The organism is Pseudomonas sp. LY-1, from assembly GCF_053502595.1.
This window is the reverse complement of record NZ_CP094353.1, coordinates 4,119,724-4,138,347: the sequence shown is the minus strand read 5'-3', so window position 1 is coordinate 4,138,347 and position 18,624 is coordinate 4,119,724. Positions and strand designations below refer to the sequence as shown.

General features: G+C 64.3%; 12 protein-coding genes. 8 read left to right on the top strand and 4 right to left on the bottom strand.

Annotated elements, in window-relative coordinates; all coding sequences use genetic code 11:
• Window positions 1-575: 575 nt before the first annotated feature.
• From lexA to MOQ67_RS18765, 5 genes are all read left to right on the top strand, one after another.
• Entirely contained in the window at window positions 576-1,193 is a 618-nt protein-coding gene (gene lexA / locus MOQ67_RS18785) for a transcriptional repressor LexA (protein ID WP_017846678.1), read from the top strand.
• Entirely contained in the window at window positions 1,193-1,807 is a 615-nt protein-coding gene (imuA, locus tag MOQ67_RS18780; RefSeq protein ID WP_198717643.1) for a translesion DNA synthesis-associated protein ImuA, read from the top strand. Before lexA ends, imuA begins: the two co-directional genes overlap by 1 nt.
• Before the next feature lie 7 nt (window positions 1,808-1,814).
• Window positions 1,815-3,230, top strand: a complete 1,416-nt coding sequence (locus MOQ67_RS18775; RefSeq protein ID WP_198717644.1) for a Y-family DNA polymerase — start codon at window positions 1,815-1,817, stop codon at window positions 3,228-3,230.
• A complete protein-coding gene (locus tag MOQ67_RS18770; RefSeq protein WP_198717645.1) occupies window positions 3,206-6,298 on the top strand; it encodes an error-prone DNA polymerase in 3,093 nt (1,030 codons plus the stop codon). The genes MOQ67_RS18775 and MOQ67_RS18770 overlap by 25 nt, the downstream gene beginning before the upstream one ends.
• A gap of 249 nt (window positions 6,299-6,547) precedes the next feature.
• Window positions 6,548-9,067, top strand: a complete 2,520-nt coding sequence (locus MOQ67_RS18765) for an excinuclease ABC subunit UvrA (protein WP_198717646.1) — start codon at window positions 6,548-6,550, stop codon at window positions 9,065-9,067.
• Between the two features lie 213 nt (window positions 9,068-9,280).
• Here MOQ67_RS18765 and tkt read toward each other — a convergent pair whose 3' ends face one another.
• Window positions 9,281-11,335: a transketolase gene (gene tkt, locus MOQ67_RS18760; RefSeq protein ID WP_198717647.1), complete on the bottom strand. Its 2,055-nt coding sequence runs from the start codon at window positions 11,333-11,335 to the stop codon at window positions 9,281-9,283.
• A 174-nt stretch (window positions 11,336-11,509) separates the two neighbouring features.
• On the opposite strand from tkt, the gene MOQ67_RS18755 reads away from it, so the two are divergent.
• Entirely contained in the window at window positions 11,510-11,734 is a 225-nt protein-coding gene (locus MOQ67_RS18755) for a YdcH family protein (protein ID WP_017846672.1), read from the top strand.
• Window positions 11,735-11,908: 174 nt separating this feature from the next.
• Here the strand turns inward: MOQ67_RS18755 and hglS are convergent, their stop codons facing one another.
• On the bottom strand, window positions 11,909-13,285 hold the full coding sequence (gene hglS / locus MOQ67_RS18750) for a 2-oxoadipate dioxygenase/decarboxylase HglS (RefSeq protein ID WP_169883983.1): 1,377 nt from the start codon (window positions 13,283-13,285) through the stop codon (window positions 11,909-11,911).
• Between the two features lie 195 nt (window positions 13,286-13,480).
• Between hglS and MOQ67_RS18745 the strand changes: the two genes are divergently transcribed.
• Window positions 13,481-16,111 carry an MGH1-like glycoside hydrolase domain-containing protein gene (locus tag MOQ67_RS18745; RefSeq protein ID WP_198717648.1) on the top strand — a complete coding sequence of 877 codons (2,631 nt, stop codon included), beginning with the start codon at window positions 13,481-13,483 and terminating at the stop codon, window positions 16,109-16,111.
• 179 nt (window positions 16,112-16,290) lie between these two features.
• Here the strand turns inward: MOQ67_RS18745 and MOQ67_RS18740 are convergent, their stop codons facing one another.
• Window positions 16,291-16,605 (bottom strand): SCP2 sterol-binding domain-containing protein, encoded by a 315-nt coding sequence (locus MOQ67_RS18740; RefSeq protein ID WP_026139983.1) that lies wholly within the window; start codon window positions 16,603-16,605, stop codon window positions 16,291-16,293.
• Window positions 16,606-16,661: 56 nt separating this feature from the next.
• Window positions 16,662-17,372 (bottom strand): histidine phosphatase family protein, encoded by a 711-nt coding sequence (locus tag MOQ67_RS18735; protein WP_198717649.1) that lies wholly within the window; start codon window positions 17,370-17,372, stop codon window positions 16,662-16,664.
• 195 nt (window positions 17,373-17,567) lie between these two features.
• On the opposite strand from MOQ67_RS18735, the gene sohB reads away from it, so the two are divergent.
• Window positions 17,568-18,593, top strand: coding sequence for a protease SohB (gene sohB, locus MOQ67_RS18730; RefSeq protein ID WP_046383102.1), 1,026 nt, complete (start codon window positions 17,568-17,570; stop codon window positions 18,591-18,593).
• The last annotated feature ends 31 nt before the right edge of the window (window positions 18,594-18,624 follow it).

The following is an 18,624-nucleotide window of genomic DNA, read 5'->3' as shown; positions in this document are numbered from 1 at the left end:
CAAAAGTAGCCAAAACTAGGCCCGGTGTGCCCCAGATCAAAAGCAAAGCGGCCTTGTAGCCGACCTGACTCTGCGAGCCGAACTCGGTCAAAAATGTGGGAGGGGGCTTGCCCCCGATGGCAGTGTGTCAGTCACTACATGCATGACTGATCCACCGCCATCGGGGCAAGCCCCCTCCTACATTTTGATCTCCATGGATCAGATAGACCTCATTTTGCTCTGGCTCTGGCTCTGGCTCTGGCTCTGGCTTTTGATCTTAGGCGCCCCGTAAAACCACGCTGGCCGAACGCAGGCTTGAATCCGTGGGTAACCCGGCAGGACGCCGGGTTAGCCGTCCTGGGCCAGGGATGGCCCATGACGGCGGCCCACGGATTCAAGCCGGAGTGAGGGCACACCGAGCACTAGCGAGGTGCCGAGTGGTGGGGCAAGAGCCCTTTGGTTACTTTGGGGCTTTTCCAAAGTGACCCGCTGTAAGAGCGGAACCAATAGCTGCCGTTACCTAAATAACGGATATACCCCCAACCCCCAACCCCCCGACTACCGGCTCTTGTCAGAAATCTCCCACAAGAGTACAAATGTACTCCATGACAACCCTAACCCCCCGCCGCACCGCCATCCTGACCTTCATCCGCGACCGCATCGCGCAACAAGGCCAATCCCCCAGCCTCGCCGAGATCGCCGAGGCATTCGGCTTCGCCTCCCGCAGCGTCGCCCGCAAACACGTTGTGGCCCTGACCGAAGCCGGCTTCATCGAAGTCAACCCCAACCAGGCCCGTGGCATTCGCCTGCTCAACCCGCCAGCGCGGCCCGAATGGCTGGACGTCCCGGTCCTGGGCCGTGTCGCCGCCGGCTTGCCCATCGGCGCCGATGCCGAAGTCCACAGCCGCCTGCAACTCGACCCGGCCACTTTCGCGAAAACCCCGGACTATCTGTTGCGGGTGCAGGGCGACTCAATGATCGAAGACGGCATCCTCGACGGCGATTTGGTGGGCGTGCGCCGCAGTGCCGAAGCCGTGAACGGGCAGATTGTGGTGGCGCGCCTGGACGGTGAAGTCACCATCAAGCGTTTCGAACGCAATGGCGACAGCGTGCGGCTGCTGCCGCGCAACCCCGCGTATCAACCCATCGTGGTCGGGCCCGATCAGGACCTGGCCATCGAAGGCGTGTTCTGCGGCCTGGTGAGGCAAGGCTGATGGGCGCCGTCGTTGCCCTGGACGCGCTGTTCAATGGCGGGCGTGTGTGGAAGGGCCGGCCCGCCGCGCCACCGGCCAGTGTCCACCCCACGGGGCTGGCGGCGCTGGATGCGGTGCTGCCCACGGGCGGCTGGCCGGAGTCGGCCCTCAGCGAAATCCTCATGGCCAAGGACGGCGTGGGCGAACTGCAACTGGTGTTGCCGACCCTGGCGCGTTTGTCGGCGGCGGGGGAGCGCATAGTGCTGGTGGCGCCGCCCTACACGCCGTACCCCCACGCCTGGCAGAACGCCGGGGTGGATTTGCGTCAGATCGCGGTGGTCCGGGCCGAGGAGCGGGATGCGTTGTGGGCGGTCGAGCAGTGCCTGCGTTCGGGCAGTTGCGGTGCGGTGTTGTGCTGGCCGCGCAAGGCCGATGATCGTGCCTTGCGGCGCTTGCAGGTAGCGGCGGAAACCGGGCAGACCCTGGCGTTTGCCTGGCGCGCCCTGAGTGACGCGCTCAACGCCTCGCCGGCCGCTCTGCGCCTGGCGGTCGACGCCCGGCCCGCGCAAGTGCGGGTGCTCAAGTGCCGGGGCGGGCTGGCCCACCCGGCGCCGATTGCGCTGGCCGGGCACTGAGGTTGGCATGCGCTGGGTGTGTATTGTCTTCCCGCAATTGGCGCTGGACGCGGTGCAGCGTATGCATCCGACGCCGCACGAGCCGCTGGCGCTGCTGGCCGGCACGCCGCAGCGGCGCGTCCTGCAAACCGTCAACGCGGCCGCGCACGCCTTGGGCCTGCGCCCCGGTCAATCGCTGACGGCGGCGCATGCGCTGGTCAAAACCTTTGCCTGCGCCGAATACGACCCCGTGGAGATCGAACGCTGGCAGCAGTTTCTGGCGGCCTGGGCCTACCAGTTCAGTTCCCAGGTCAGCGTGTTTTACCCGCGCGCCTTGCTGTTTGAGATCGAGTCGAGCCTGGGCCTGTTCGGGCCCTGGCCGCGCTTCGAGGCCCGCCTGCGCAAAGAGCTGAGCGAGCTGGGCTTTCGTCATCGCATCGTCGCCGCGCCCAACCCGGCGGCGGCGCGGGTGCTGGCGAACCGCTACGATGGCCTGGCCGTGGCCGATGATCACGCGTTGATGCAGGCCTTGGCGCCACTGCCCATCGACCGCGCCGGCCTGGACCCGCAGGCCGCTATCGCCTTGTCGCGCATGGGCTTGCGCAGCCTGGCCCAGGTGCAGGCGTTGCCCCGGCACACCCTGGCGCGGCGTTTCGATGCGGCGTTGCTCAAGCATCTGGATGCCCTGAGCGGGCAGCGGCCGTTGGCGCTGGGCTTCTATCAGCCGCCGGACCGCTTCGATGTACGCATCGAGCTGAACTACGACGTGCAATCCCACCAGGCCCTGTTATTCCCGCTGCGCCGCCTGACCGGCGACCTGTCCGCCTTCCTCTGTGGCCGCGACAGTGGCGTCCAGCGTTTCGCCCTGCACCTGGAACACGCCCAGGCCCTCGACAGCGTGATCCCGGTCGGCCTGCTCAGCGCCGAGCGTGAAGCGCCGATGCTGTTCGAACTGGCCCGCGGGCGTCTGGAGCAGGTGCAAGTGACGTCCCCCGTGCGCGGTGTTCGCCTGGTAGCCCAGGACCTGCCGGTGTTCGTGCCGCAACGCCAGGACCTGTTCGACGCCCGCCCGCAACAGACCCTGCCCTGGGCGCAACTGCGCGAACGCCTGCGCGCCCGGCTTGGCGATGAGGCGGTACACGGCCTGCGCTTTCACGCCGACCACCGCCCCGAATGTGCCTGGCAAGCGGCGACCGATAAAAACCCGTGCCCCACTTTGAACAACGTGCAACGCCCCGGCTGGCTGCTCGCCGAGCCGACCTTGTTGGCCGAGGCAGGCGTGCAGATCCTGAAGGGCCCGGAGCGCATCGAATCGGGCTGGTGGGATGGCGCCGATATCCGCCGCGACTATTACCTGATCCAGACCCGCGCCGGCCAGCAAGGCTGGGCCTACCGCACCGTGGGGCAATGCGACGGGCTGTGGCTGCAAGGCTGGTTCGCATGAGTTACGCCGAGCTGCATTGCCTGTCCAACTTCAGCTTCCAGCGCGGCGCCTCCACGGCGCTGGAGTTGTTCGAGCGGGCCAAGCGCGAGGGCTACAGCGCCCTGGCGATCACTGACGAATGCACCCTGGCCGGCATCGTGCGCGCCTGGCAGGCGGCGAAAGCGGTGGGTTTGCCGCTGATCATCGGCAGTGAGATGCGCGTCGAAAACGGCCCGAAACTGCTACTGCTGGTGGAAGACCTCAGCGGCTACCAACACCTGTGCCGCTTGATCACCCTGGCCCGACGACGGGCGGAGAAGGGCCGTTATCGCCTGCTGCCAGAAGACTTCGACCAACCGCTGCCCGGCCTGTTGGCGCTCTGGATTGCCGAAGACAGCGACACCCAGGCCTCGATCCAATGGCTGCGCCGTACCTTCGCCGAGCGCCTGTGGCTGGCGGTGCATCTGCATTGCGGGCAGGACGATGCGCGTCACCTGGAGCAACGCCTGGCACTGGCCGCCAGCCTGCAGCTCCCGGCGGTGGCCTGCGGCGATGTGCATATGCATGCCCGCGGCCGCCGCGCCCTGCAAGACACCATGACCGCCATCCGCCATCACGTACCGGTGGCCGAAGCCGGCACGCGCCTGCATCCCAATGGCGAGCGGCATCTGCGCAGCCTGCCGGCGTTACAGGCGTTGTATCCGCCATCGTTGCTCGACGAAACCCTGGCCATCGCGCGCCGTTGTACCTTCGACCTCAGCCAACTGCGCTACCACTATCCGCGTGAGCTGGTGCCCGCCGGCCATGACGCCCGATCCTGGCTGCGCGCCGTCACCGAAGAAGGCATCGCCCGGCGCTGGCCGCAAGGGGTCGACGCCAAGACCCGGCAGCAGATCGACCGCGAGTTGGAACTGATCAGCGAGCTGGGCTATGAAAGCTATTTCCTCACGGTGCATGACATCGTGCGCTTTGCCCGCAGCCGTTCGATCCTGTGCCAGGGCCGGGGTTCGGCGGCCAACTCGGCGGTGTGTTTCGCCTTGGGCATCACCGAGATCAACCCGAGCCTGATGAACATGCTGTTCGAGCGCTTCCTGTCCCGGGAGCGTAACGAGCCGCCGGACATCGACGTCGACTTCGAACACGACCGCCGCGAAGAGGTGCTGCAATACGTATTCCAGCGCTACGGCCGCACCCGCGCGGCACTGACGGCGGTGGTCAGCAGCTACCACGGTGCCGGCGCGGTGCGCGATGTGGCCAAGGCCCTGGGGTTGCCGCCGGACCAGGTCAATGCCCTGGCCGAGTGCTGCGGGCGCTGGAGTGACCAGGCGCCGCCCCTGGAACGCCTGCGTGAAGGCGGTTTCGACCCCGACAGCCCGGTGCTGCGCCGCATACTCGCGCTGACCCAGCAACTGATCGGTTTCCCCCGGCACCTGTCCCAGCACCCCGGCGGCTTCGTGATTTCCGAACACCCGCTGGACACCCTGGTGCCGGTGGAAAATGCGGCGATGGCCGAGCGCACCATCATCCAGTGGGACAAGGACGACCTCGACGCCGTCGGCCTGCTCAAGGTGGATATCCTCGCCCTGGGCATGCTCAGCGCGATCCGCCGCTGTTTCGACCTGCTGCGTCGCCACCGTGGCCACGACCTGTGCCTGGCGACGATCCCCAAGGAAGACCCGGCCACCTACGCAATGATCAGCAAGGCCGACACCCTCGGCGTGTTCCAGATCGAGTCGCGGGCGCAGATGTCGATGTTGCCCAGGCTCAAGCCGCAGACCTTTTACGACCTGGTGATTGAAGTCGCCATCGTGCGCCCGGGGCCGATCCAGGGCGGCATGGTGCATCCGTACCTGCGGCGGCGGAACAAAGAGGAGCCCACCACCTATCCGTCGCCGCAGCTTGAAGCGGTGCTCGAACGCACCCTCGGCGTGCCGTTGTTCCAGGAACAGGTGATGCAGATCGCCATGGTCGCCGCCGATTACAGCCCTGGTGAAGCTGATCAGTTGCGCCGTTCCATGGCGGCCTGGAAGCGTCACGGCGGCCTTGAACCGCACCAGCAACGCTTGCGCACCGGCATGCTCAAAAACGGCTACAGCGAAGCCTTCGCCGCGCAGATCTTCGAGCAGATCAAGGGTTTTGGCAGCTATGGCTTCCCGGAATCCCACGCCGCCAGTTTTGCCTTGTTGACCTACGCCAGTTGCTGGCTCAAATGCCATGAACCGGCGGCCTTCGCCTGTGCGTTGATCAACAGTTGGCCCATGGGGTTCTACAGCCCGGACCAGATCCTGCAGGACGCGCGGCGCCATCGTTTGCAGATCCGCCCGGTGGACGTGCAGGCCAGTGACTGGGATTGCAGCCTGGAACCCATCGCTGGCGCGCAACCGGCGATTCGCCTGGGGTTGCGCATGATCGCGGGGTTTCGCGAAGAGGATGGGCGACGGATCGAAGCGGCGCGCGAGCACCGTGCATTCAGTGACATTGCCGACCTCGACCGACGCGTCGGGCTGGATCCCCGCGCCCAAGCCTTGCTGGCGGATGCCGGAGCCTTGCGGGCGTTGGCCGGCAACCGGCACACGGCGCGCTGGGAAGTGGCGGGGGTACACAAACAACTCGGGCTGTTCGCCGGCCTGCCCAGCCCCGACGAAGCGCGGGTGGAGTTGCCGACACCCACGGTGGGCGAAGACCTGCAGGCCGATTACGCCACGCTCGGCACCACCCTGGGCCCGCATCCGTTGGCGTTGTTGCGCGATGAATTGCGCAAACGGCGCTGCCGCAGTTCCCGTGAGCTGATGGCGGTGGAGCATGGCCGCACTGTCAGCGTCGCCGGCCTGGTGACCGGTCGCCAGCGCCCCGGCACCGCCAGCGGTGTGACCTTTGTCACCTTGGAGGATGAATTCGGCAACCTGAATGTGGTGGTCTGGCGCGATCTGGCAGAACGTCAGCGCCAGGCCCTGGTCGGCTCGCGCCTGCTCAAGGTGGACGGGCGCTGGGAGGCGGTGGGCGAGGTGCGGCACCTGATCGCCGGGCGCCTCACCGACCTGTCGCCGCTGCTGCAAGGCATCGCTGTGCGCAGCCGGGATTTTCACTGAGCGCAGTTGCCCCAGCCTGCGTGGATAAGCTATATGCAATGAAACGAATGATTGTCGGCAGGCTCCTATTTTCTATGCGTGGTGCTGTACCACCAACCCACGCTTCTCTTCGCCAAGAGCCAACCGATGCATTTTTTAGCCAATTCCGCACCTGCTGAGCCCCGACATTCATCTGCTGAGCAAGCCCTATAACCCCGAAACCCAGACGCATCGAGTGCGCCGCGTGCTTGCCGCGCCACAAGGTTGACCATGACTTCATCGCGCAACATCCCTCAGATCACTGCCCAACAGCTTGGGTTCGTCCGGGTTCGCGGCGCTCGCGAACATAACCTGCGTAACGTCGATGTGGATATCCCGCGGGATGCCCTGGTGGTGTTTACCGGCGTGTCGGGTTCCGGCAAGTCGTCCCTGGCTTTTTCCACGGTGTATGCCGAGGCCCAGCGGCGCTATTTCGAATCGGTGGCGCCCTATGCGCGACGCCTGATCGATCAGGTCGGCGTGCCCGATGTGGACTCCATCGAAGGCCTGCCGCCTGCCGTGGCCCTGCAACAACAGCGCGGCACGCCGAGTGCGCGTTCGTCGGTGGGCAGTGTCACGACGTTGTCCAGCCTGATCCGCATGCTCTATTCGCGCGCCGGCAGTTATCCTCCGGGGCAGGCGATGCTGTATGCCGAGGACTTTTCGCCGAACCTGCCCCAGGGTGCCTGCCCGCAATGCCACGGCCTGGGCCGCGTGTATGAGGTGACCGAGGCGCTGATGGTGCCCGATCCCTCGCTGACCATCCGCCAGCGTGCGGTCGCGTCCTGGCCCTTGGCGTGGCAAGGCCAGAACCTGCGCGACATCCTGGTGACCCTGGGCTATGACGTCGACATCCCGTGGCGTGATTTGCCGAAAAAGCAGCGCGACTGGATTCTGTTCACCGACGAAACCCCGACCGTGCCGGTGTACGCCGGTTTCACCCCGGAGCAGACCCGCGAGGCGCTGAAACGCAAGCTGGAGCCGAGCTACCAGGGCACGTTCAGCGGCGCGCGGCGCTATATCCTGCACACCTTCAGCCACACCCAAAGTGCGCTGATGAAAAAGCGCGTCGCGCAGTTCATGCAGGGCAGCGCCTGCCCGTTGTGTGACGGCAAACGGCTGACCCGGGCGGCGTTGTCGGTGAAGTTTGCCGGGGTGGACATCGGCGAACTCTCGCAACTGTCGCTGACTCAATTGGCCGAGCTGCTGCGGCCGGTGGCGGCGGGGCAAGACACGATGAAACTGTCGCTGGAAAAGCGCCTGGCCGCCCAGCGCATCGCCGAGGATCTGCTCGAACGGGTCAGCACCCTGACCGAGCTGGGGCTGGGCTATCTGTCCCTGGAGCGCAGCACGCCGACCTTGTCGTCCGGCGAGTTGCAGCGCTTGCGCCTGGCTACGCAACTGGGCTCGCAGTTGTTTGGCGTGATCTATGTGTTGGATGAGCCGTCGGCGGGGCTGCACCCGGCGGATGGCGAAGCGCTGTTCACTGCGTTGGCGCGTTTGAAAGCCGCCGGCAATTCGTTGTTTGTGGTGGAGCACGACCTGGAAACCATGCGCCGCGCCGACTGGCTGATCGACGTCGGCCCGGCGGCCGGTGAACACGGCGGGCAAGTGCTGTACAGCGGACCGCCGGCGGGTTTGGCGCAGGTTGAAGCGTCGCAGACCCGTGAGTACCTGTTTGCCGAACGGCGCCCGGCCAATCCCCGGCGCCGCGAACCGACCGGCTGGCTGAGCCTGGAGGGCGTCACACGTAATAATCTCAAGGATTTGAGTGTCGATTTCCCGCTGGGTTGCTTCACTGCGGTGACCGGTATTTCCGGCTCGGGCAAATCCAGCCTGGTCAGCCAGGCGCTGCTGGAGTTGGTGGGCAGCGGCCTCGGCCGCGTGCCGGAAAGCGACGACGAACCGAGCCTGGAAGACGATGCCCCGCCCACCAGCGGCGGGTGCATCAGCGCCGGGCTGGAACGGATTCACCGGCTGGTGCAGGTGGACCAGAAACCCATCGGCCGCACGCCGCGCTCCAACCTGGCGACCTACACCGGGCTGTTCGACAACGTGCGCAAACTGTTCGCCGCCACAGCGGCCGCGAAGCAGCGTGATTACGATGCGGGGCAGTTTTCTTTCAACGTCGCCAAGGGCCGCTGCGCGAATTGCGAGGGCGAAGGGTTCGTCAGCGTTGAGTTGCTGTTCATGCCCAGCGTGTACGCGCCGTGCCCGACCTGCCACGGGGCGCGTTACAACCCCGAGACCCTGGCGATCCAATGGCATGGTTTGAACATTGCCCAAGTGCTCGGCTTGACCGTCGAGCAGGCGGTGGCAGTGTTCGCCGAGCAGCCGGGGGTGCTGCGGTCGTTGCTGGTGCTGCGCGATATCGGCCTGGGCTATCTGCGCCTCGGCCAACCGGCGACGGAACTGTCCGGGGGCGAAGCGCAGCGCATCAAGCTGGCCACCGAACTGCAACGCAATGCCCGGGGCGCCACCTTGTATGTGCTGGACGAGCCGACGACCGGCCTGCACCCACGGGATGTGGACCGCTTGCTCCGCCAGCTGAACCATCTGGTCGACGCCGGGCATACGGTGGTTGTGGTGGAGCATGAAATGCGCGTGGTGGCCCAGAGTGACTGGGTGATTGATATCGGGCCGGGCGCTGGGGACCTGGGCGGCAAGGTGGTTGCCAGCGGCACGCCGCGACAGGTGGCGAAGAGCAAGAAAAGCCGCACTGCGCCGTTTCTCGCCCGGGAGCTGGTCTGACCATCAATGGGGCGCACTTCAGTGGTTCGGGTACTCATGCAGTGACTGATGCACCGCTATCGGGGGCAAGCCCCCTCCCACATGGGAGAGTGGGGCTCACCGCCGGCACCCGAGCATGAGCAAATGCCACTAACCCCGCCGATCAACCAAGGGAATGCGGTCAATGTGGGAGGGGGCTTGCCCCCGATAGCGGAGTGTCAGTCACCGTTGTGATCAATGTTCCTGCCGTTGGATCTGTTGCTTGGCCAGCTTCACCACATTCTCCACGGTAAACCCGAACTTCTCCTGCAACTTGGCCAGGGGCGCCGATGCGCCAAAGCTGTTCATCACCACTTTGGCGCCGGTCTGTCCGACATAGCGGTCCCAGCCCAACGGACCGGCCTGTTCCACCACCACCCGCGCGGTCACCGCTGGCGGCAGTACGCTGTCGCGGTAGGCGGTGGGCTGCTCTTCGAACAGCTCCCAGCTGGGCATCGAGACCACCTGCGCGGCAATGCCTTCGCCTTTGAGCTGTTCATACGCCGCCACCGCCAGGCTGACTTCGCTGCCGGTTGCCAGCAGGATGACCTCGGGGTGTGCGGCGCCGGCCAGCACATAGGCGCCCTGGGCGGCACCGGACGCGGCTGCGTACTGCGTGCGGTCCAGAGTCGGCAGCGGTTGGCGCGACAACACCATGCAGCTCGGCCGGTGGGTCTGGGCCAGGGCGACCTTCCACAGTTCCAGGGTTTCATTCGCATCGCCGGGACGCAGGGTCAGCAACCCCGGCGTGGCGCGCAGTTGGCTCAGGTGTTCGATCGGCTGGTGCGTCGGGCCGTCTTCGCCGACGCCGATCGAGTCATGGGTAAACACGAACACCACCGGCAATTCCATGATTGCCGCGAGGCGGACCGGCGGCTTCATGTAGTCGCTGAACACCAGGAACGTCGAGGTGTACGGGCGCAGGTAGGACAGCGCCATGCCATTGGCGATCGCCCCCATGGCATGTTCACGGATGCCGAAGTGCAGGTTGCGCCCGCTGTAGTCATCGGCACTGAAGCGTCCGGCGCCGTCGAAGGTCAGGTTGGTTTTGGTCGACGGCGACAAATCCGCCGAACCGCCCAGCAGCCAGGGAATCTGCCGGGCGAAGGCATTCAGCACCTCGCCGCCGGCGGCACGGCTGGCCACGCCCTTGGCGTCGGGGTCGAAGCTGGGCAGTTCAGCCTGCCATTGCTCGGGCATGTTCCCGGCGCGCATGCGTTGCAGTTCGTCGGCCAGTTGCGGGTCGAGGGACGCCAGGGTTTGCTGCCACTGTCGGTACAACGGCTCGGCGCGCGCGTGCAATGCATCACGCAACACCGTGCGTGCCTCCTCGGGCACCAGGAAGCTGGCGTCTTCCGGCCAGCCATACGCGGCCTTGGTCAGGCGGATCTCCGCCTCGCCCAGCGGCTCGCCATGGGCGGCGGCGGTGTTGTGTTTGTGCGGCGAGCCGTAGCCGATCACGCTGTCGACCACGATCAGGGTCGGCGCACCGGTATTGCGCTGGAAGGTCTGCAGCGCCGTGCTCAGGGCGTGCAGGTCGTTGGCATCGGTCACGTGCAAGGTGTGCCAGCCATAGGCCTGGAAACGCTGGATCACGTCCTCGCTGAAGGCCAGTTCGGTGTGGCCTTCGATGCTGATGGTGTTGTTGTCATAGATCCAGCACAGGTTGTCCAACCGCAAATGCCCGGCCAGGGAGGCGGCTTCGCTGCTGATGCCTTCCATCATGTCGCCGTCGCCGCACAGGGTGTAGACGTTGTAGTCGAACAGCACCTGGCCGTCGCGGTTGAAGCGCTCGCCCAGCCAGCGCCCGGCCATGGCCATGCCGACGCTGTTGGCGCACCCCTGGCCGAGGGGGCCGGTGGTGGTTTCTACGCCGGTGGTCATGCGGTACTCGGGGTGGCCTGGGGTCTTGGAGCCCATCTGCCGGAACTGCTTGATATCGTCCAGGCTGATCGCCGGCTGCCCCGAGCGCTGGCCCTGGGCATCGATCTCGACCACGCCGGCCAGGTGCAGCAACGAATACAGCAACATCGACGCATGCCCCACCGACAATACAAAGCGGTCACGGTTGGGCCAGTCGGGATGCTCCGGGTGATAACGCAGGAAGCGACTCCACAGCGTATACCCCACCGGCGCCAGGCCCATGGGCGTGCCGGGGTGGCCGGAATTGGCCTTCTGCACGGCATCCATGGCCAGGGTGCGCAGGGTGTTGATGCATTGGGTGTCGACAGCGGTGGCGGCGTGATTCATGAAACCGGTCTCCCTCAGGTAGCGATCTACAGTGGAGGGCAGGGCGCGGCAAAGGTTTGATTCCATCGCCGGTGTAGCGACGAACGGAACTGGTTTGCCCGCAAACATGACAAGACCCCCTGGAATGGGCTAGCTTCAAGGGCGTAATCATTGATCAACTTGCGGAGGTAGGCCATGCCAGTGAAACACGACCTGTATCAGGACTTGGGTTTGAGCAAGGACGAAGTCGATGGACACCGGGCGAAAAATCCGCGTCTGAACGCGCTGTTTGATAAATACAACGCCGTCGACGAATTGGTGGTGAGCGCTGAAAAGGCAGCCGGCAGCGATGAGGAGCTGAAGAAGTTAAAGGAAAGACGCTTGTTGGTTAAAGATGAGATCAAGGATTTGCTGCAGTAAAGCGCGCGATCCATTCACCACGGAGGGAGCGCGTCAGTCGCTCCCTTGCACATTTTTTCAGATTTGGCTGAACGACATCCTTCCCGCCGATACTTATGATGCCCGCCGTCCACCCGGCTCTGGGGGGTTATAGGGCGCGAGGATTGCGCTGCTGAGCCGGGCGGGCAGTTTGTGTCAGGCCAGTAGCGTGTGGGTGCATTCATCCATCGAGCGCTGTTGCGTCTCGGCATACAGCGCCAACTCATCAAGGGTCTTGCGCCCCAGTGCCTGTTCGAATTCGGCCTGGTTCGAATTGGCTGCGTAGTGACTTTGCGCGGCATCCCCCAGGTTCGACTGGAAAATCCCCGCGGCACTCACCGGCAGAAAATCCTCATACACCAGCGGTTCTACATCGACGTGACCGGCGGCGATCAGCGCGTCCAGCGTGCGCGGTTGGTCGGCTTGGCCGCGTGCCGCGAGGCCTTTGTCGGTGGCGAAGTAGCGGAAGTAGGCCAGGCCTTGTTCGCGCATTTGTGTGTGGTCGTCCGGGAAGGCCTGGAAGTGCTGTTCCATCAAGTGCATGTAATGCGCGGCGTTGGCTTCGTTGGGGAAGGCGCCGAGTGCGTCGCGGGCGGCATTCAGCAGTTGGTCGTACAGCGCGCGGCCTTTGGGTGTGAGGGCGACGCCGCGTTGTTCGATTTCGCCGAAGCGTGCGCTGTGGCTGCCTTGGGCGTCGGTGAAGGCGATGGTTTCGTCGAGGGCCTTGAAGCTGGTCTGGCGTAGCAGGATCGGGCAGTGGCGGCGCGGCGGGCCTTCGATCACGGCTTTGGGGGTGATGCCTTTGCCGGGCATGGCGGCCTGGACCTGGTCGATATCCAGGGTGCGCGGGGTCAGGTGGTTGATGTGCGGGCCCTTGAAGGCCACCACGTCGGCGATCAGGCGATGTTGGTCGCTCAGTTGCCGGTACTGCGCGGCGGTGACGGTGGCGGTGTGGTGCCAGCGGAAGGTTTCCAGGGCCTGGCGGATGAATGCCTCGGCGTCGTCAGCGTTGAGGCCGCCATCGCGTTCCGCTTGTTCGATCAGGGCGAGGGCGCCGGGGGTGAAGATCGAACGCTTGGCCAGGGCGGCTTCGGCGAAGGCGCGCAGTTCGGGGTTTTCGATCAGTTCCAGGCGCAGCAACGAGGTGAATACGCGAAACGGGCTGGTTTGCAGCGCGCATTCATGCACGGCGCGAAATGCGGTGGAATGCACCGGCACGCCGGCCGGGGTCAGGTCGTAGTAGCCCACCGGTTGCATGCCCATCACCGCGAACAGGCGGCGGATGGTCGCCAGTTCGGCGGCGGTACCCAGGCGAATGGCGCCGTGGCGTTCCATGTCCAGGCGCTGGATTTCGCCGGTCCGTTGCAGCTGTTGCGCCAGGCTCGGGTCGGCGTCGAGCACGCGGCGGTTGATGTCGGCCACCAGCCCCATCAGCGCGCCGTACAGGGGCACTTCATCGCGGTACATGTCGGACATGGCCTTGGAAAAGCCTTTGCGGATGTCGTCGGGGCTGATAAACGCGGTGCTGGGCATAGAAAAATTCCTGGCTGCGGTAAGAGTAATGAATGCCGTTACCCCCGATTCTGTTGGGCGCCGCAGGCCCGCGCAAACGAAGATTCCTCTGGACTTCATTCTGCAAACGAATGAGTGGGGTAAAACCGTCTTCATGTGCATCCCGCCGGGAATGGGTTCTACACTGGCCTTACGCGATGGCTGAGGGAGGATTGGATGAGCGCCACTATTGTGCAAACCACTGAAGGCCAGCGCCTGGCCGCCGATTCCGCCGAGTGCTGGCGCGAGTGGGGCCCGTACCTGAGCGAACGCCAATGGGGCACGGTGCGCGAGGACTACAGCGCCGACGGCGATGCCTGGCGTTATTTCCCGCACGAACATGCGCGCAGCCGCGCTTACCGCTGGGGCGAGGATGGCCTGGCCGGGTTCAGTGACAAGGCGCAACGCTGGTGCCTGGGCCTGGCGCTGTGGAACGAGCGTGACGCGATCATCAAGGAGCGCCTGTTCGGCCTGAACAACGCCGAGGGCAACCACGGTGAGGACGTCAAGGAACTGTACTTTTTCGTCGACGGTGTGCCGAGTCATGCCTACATGCGTATGCTCTACAAATATCCCCACGCGGCGTTTCCCTACGCCGACCTGATCGCCGAAAACGCCCAGCGCGGGCTGGCGGACGCCGAGTACGAAATCCTCGATACCGGCGTGTTCGAAGACAACCGGTATTGCGACGTCAGCGTCGAATACGCCAAGCACCAGCCCGACGATATCTTCATGCGCGTCAGCGTCCACAACCGCTCCGACCAGCCGACACGCCTGCAAGTGCTGCCGCAGGTGTGGGCGCGCAATGATTGGAGCTGGGCCGTCGGCGCGCCAAAACCGCAGTTGCGGCTGGACGGCGAGCGCGTGCTGGCGCGGCATCATGAATTGCCGGACCGCCACCTCAGTGCCTGGGGCCAGGACGGCGTCGAATGGCTGTTCTGCGAAAACGAAAGCAACGCCCCCAAGCTGGACGGGCAACCGGCGCCGGGGCCGTTCAAGGATGGGATCAACGATTACGTGGTGGCGGGGCAGGAAACCGCGATTCGCCGCGACAGCGGCACCAAGGCGGCCGCGCGTTTCGTCCTGGAGTTGGCGGGTCTGGAGCGCAAAGTCGTGTATCTGCGCTTTGCGCCCAAGGACGCGCCCGAGGTCAATGCGCGCAAGCTGTTTGAACAGCGCCGCCAGGAAGCCGATGACTTCTACGCCGCGTTGCAGCAGGGCATCGCCGATGCCGACGCGCGCAATGTGCAGCGCCAGGCCCTGGCCGGTTTGCTGTGGTCCAAGCAGCTCTATTACTTCGACGTGAACCAATGGCTCGACGGCGACCCGACCCAACCCGCGCCGCCGCCCGAGCGTTTGCAACGGCGCAATAGCCATTGGCGGCACCTGTCCAACTTCGACATCCTCTCCATGCCCGACACCTGGGAATACCCGTGGTACGCCTCCTGGGACCAGGGCTTTCAGGCGGTGGCCATGGCGCTGATCGATCCGGGGTATGCCAAGCAACAACTGTTGCTGCTGGTGAAGGACCGCTTCATGCACCCCAACGGCCAGTTGCCGGCCTATGAGTGGCGCTTCGACGACGCCAACCCGCCGGTGCATGCCTGGGCCTGTTGGCGGGTGTATCAGCAGGACAAGACGTTGACCGGCGTCGGCGACATGGATTTCCTGGAGCGGATCTTCCACAAGTTGCTGTTGAATTTCTCCTGGTGGGTCAACCGCAAGGATGCCGAGGGGCGCAACCTGTTTCAGGGTGGGTTCCTCGGCCTGGACAATATCGCCTTGTTCGACCGCTCGGCCGCACTGCCGCCGGGCTACCAACTGGATCAGGCCGACGGCACGGCGTGGGTGGCGGCGTATGCGCTGGACCTGATGCGTATCGCGCTGGAACTGGCCAAGCGCAATGTCGTGTACGTCGATATCGCGGTGAAGTTTTTCGAGCACTTCCTGTATATCGCCGGCGCGATCAACCGTGTCGACGACAGCGCCGAGGGCCTGTGGGACGAGCAGGACCTGTTCTTCTACGACGTACTGCACCGTCCCGACGGTCAGAACGAACCGGTGCGCCTGCGTTCCATCGTCGGCCTGATGCCGCTGTTCGCCGTGCTGGTGCTGGAACAGCGCGAGCATGAGGGCCTCGAAGGCTTGCGTGAGCGGTTGTTGGGCTTCATGCACCACCGGCCGGACCTGGCCAAGCTGGTCTCGCGCTGGAACGAACCGGGGCAGGGCAATCGCCTGTTGCTGGCGTTATTGCGCGGCGAGCGCACCAAGGATTTGCTGCGGCGCATGCTGGATGACGATGAGTTTCTTTCGGCGTTTGGCGTGCGCTCAATGTCCAAGGCCTTCGCCGAGCAGCCCCTGGCGCTGAAGATGAACGGCGACACGTTGTGCGCGCGCTACCAACCCGGTGAATCCGATTCGCGTCTGTACGGCGGCAATTCCAACTGGCGCGGGCCGTTGTGGATGCCGGTGAATTACATGCTGATCGAATCGTTGCGCGAGTTTCATCGGTACTACGCGGATAACTTCTCGGTGGAGTACCCGACGGGCAGTGGTTATCTGTCGTCCCTGGAGGAAGTCGCCGACAGCCTCAGCCAGCGTCTGAGCCGATTGGTCCTCAGGGATGACAATGGCCTGCGTCCGTCGATGGCCGGGTATGCGCAGTTGGAGGCGGACCCGGCCAGCCGTGATCTGGTGTTGTTCCATGAGTATTTCCATGGGGAGACCGGGCGCGGGTTGGGGGCGTCACACCAGACGGGGTGGAGTGCGTTGGTGGTGTTGCTGTTGCATGTACCCTCCACGCCTTGAATCGGGCAAATTCGCCGCCCCGACTTTTACAGGGATGTAGATCATGGCGAACGCTGCCATCCCCCACCAGATTTGGAGCAGTTCAAGAAAGTCGACGCCGCTGATCGCCGGCCGAGAAACGACAAATCCCGCCATTGGCGGGATTTGTCGTTTCAATGCGTGCGTTACAGCCAGCGTTCTCAGGAAGGGAACAGATCGCTCAGCTTCATCGCCAGCATCATGTCGCCTTCGGTGCGCAGGTTGCCGCTCATGAAGGCCTGCATGCCGTCGGTTTCGCCGCTGACGATGCCTTCCAGTGTTTCGCCGTTCATGACCAGGGTCACCTGGGCGTCAGGGTTTTCGCCTTCCTGCAGTTCACAGGTGCCGTCTTTGACGATCAGCGAGAAGTGTTTGCTGTCATCGATACAGAAACCGAATACCAGGTCCAGGCCGGCAGCAGCGGCTGGGTTGAATTTGGCTTTCATTGCTTCTACGGCTTTAGCTACGTCAGTCATGGTTTCGATCCTTTAGGGTAGAGTCCAGCGACCTTGGGGTCACGGTTGGCCGCACTTCATCGGAAAGTGATGAGCTGCGGCGCCTTCAACAGTTGCAAGTGGGTATGACTGTTGAAGGAAGCCAGTGCCACCTCGCGACCGCGGAATTTCAGCTGGTTGAGCGAGGTGTTAACAATTTGCCAGTTCAGTTCGAAGGCCTGGGCGACCGGCATCCGGGTAATCAGGTGGAGCAGGGCAGTAATAGTGCCGCCGGAGGTGAACACGGCGATCTTGTGCGTGTTGTCGGCCGCTTCCAGCAGACGCTGCAGGCCACCCTGGACGCGCTCGACAAACCCCAGCCAGCTTTCCAGCCCCGGCGTATCGTAAGTGCCGGCCACCCAGCGCTCGATGATCAGGGCGAAGATGCGCTGGAATTCGCTGCGGTTCTGCGCAGCGTTGCGCAGGATCTCCAGGGCGTCGGGTTCGCGGGTGAGCAGGTCGGGGAGCAGGGCGCGGATGATCGCGTCGGCGTCGAATTCGTTGAAGGCGCTGTCGACTTCCAGGGCTGGAACCGCCAGGCCGAGGGCGCTGTATTGATCGAACGCGGCCGTGGCGGTGTGCTGCTGGCGGCGCAGGTCGCCGGCGACGCAGCGGTCGAACGTCACGCCCATGTCTGCCAGGTGGCGACCGAGGATTTGCGCTTGTTCCACGCCGACGGGCGACAGGACGTCATAGTCGTCTGCACCGAAGGAGGCCTGGCCATGTCGAATCAGATAGATGCTGCCCACGTCCGTTTTCCCGGTACGTTGAAAGTCTGGCGAGGTTATGAGGATGCCTGCGAGCTGTCAATGAAAAAACATACGCTTGTTTTAAAAGCGCGTTAGAGCGCCTGCCTGCTGGCGGTTTGAGCACTGGCTCCCCGGCGGTCCCGTCGGTATGCTTGGGCGATCCGCGCCTGGCGCCGTGCATTGTTAAGGAGACACATGGATTTTTTGGCTGAATACGCGAGCTTTCTGGCGAAGACCGTCACCCTGGTGGTCGCGATTCTGGTGGTACTGATCAGCTTCGCGGCACTGCGCAGCAAAGGTCGTCGCAAATCGGCTGGCCAGTTGCAGGTCAGCAAGCTGAATGATTTCTACAAAGGCCTGCGCGAGCGCCTTGAATCGACCGTGCTCGACAAGGATCAGCTCAAGGCCCTGCGCAAGTCTGAAAGCAAAGCCGAAAAGAAGAACAGCAAAAAGAAACCCGAGGCCAAGCCACGGGTGTTCGTGCTCGACTTCGACGGCGACATCAAGGCCTCGGCCACCGAGAGCCTGCGTCATGAAATCACTGGCTTGCTGAGCCTGGCCACGCCCAAGGACGAAGTGGTGCTGCGCCTGGAAAGCGGCGGCGGCATGGTTCACAGCTACGGGTTGGCGTCGTCGCAACTGGCGCGGATTCGCCAGGCGGGCGTGCCGTTGACCGTGTGCATCGACAAGGTCGCGGCCAGCGGCGGCTACATGATGGCGTGCATTGGCGAGAAGATCATCAGCGCACCGTTCGCGATCCTCGGTTCCATCGGGGTGGTGGCGCAGTTGCCCAACGTCAACCGCCTGTTGAAAAAGCACGATATCGACTTTGAAGTGCTGACCGCCGGCGAATACAAACGCACCCTCACCGTGTTTGGCGAAAACACCGAGAAGGGCCGGGAGAAGTTCCAGGAAGACCTGGACATCACCCACCAGTTGTTCAAGAACTTCGTGTCGCGCTATCGCCCGCAGCTGGCGATCGACGAAGTGGCGACCGGGGAAGTGTGGCTGGGTGTTGCAGCCCTCGACAAGCAACTGGTCGACGAGCTGCAAACCAGCGACGAATACCTGGCCACCAAGGCCAAGACCGCCGAGGTATTCCACCTGCATTACTCTGAGCGCAAGAGCCTGCAAGAGCGCGTGGGCCTGGCGGCCAGCGGTTCGGTGGACCGCGTGCTGCTGACCTGGTGGAGCCGGTTGACCCAGCAGCGGTTCTGGTAAGCCTCTTTGGGGTATAGGTAATACCTGTGGG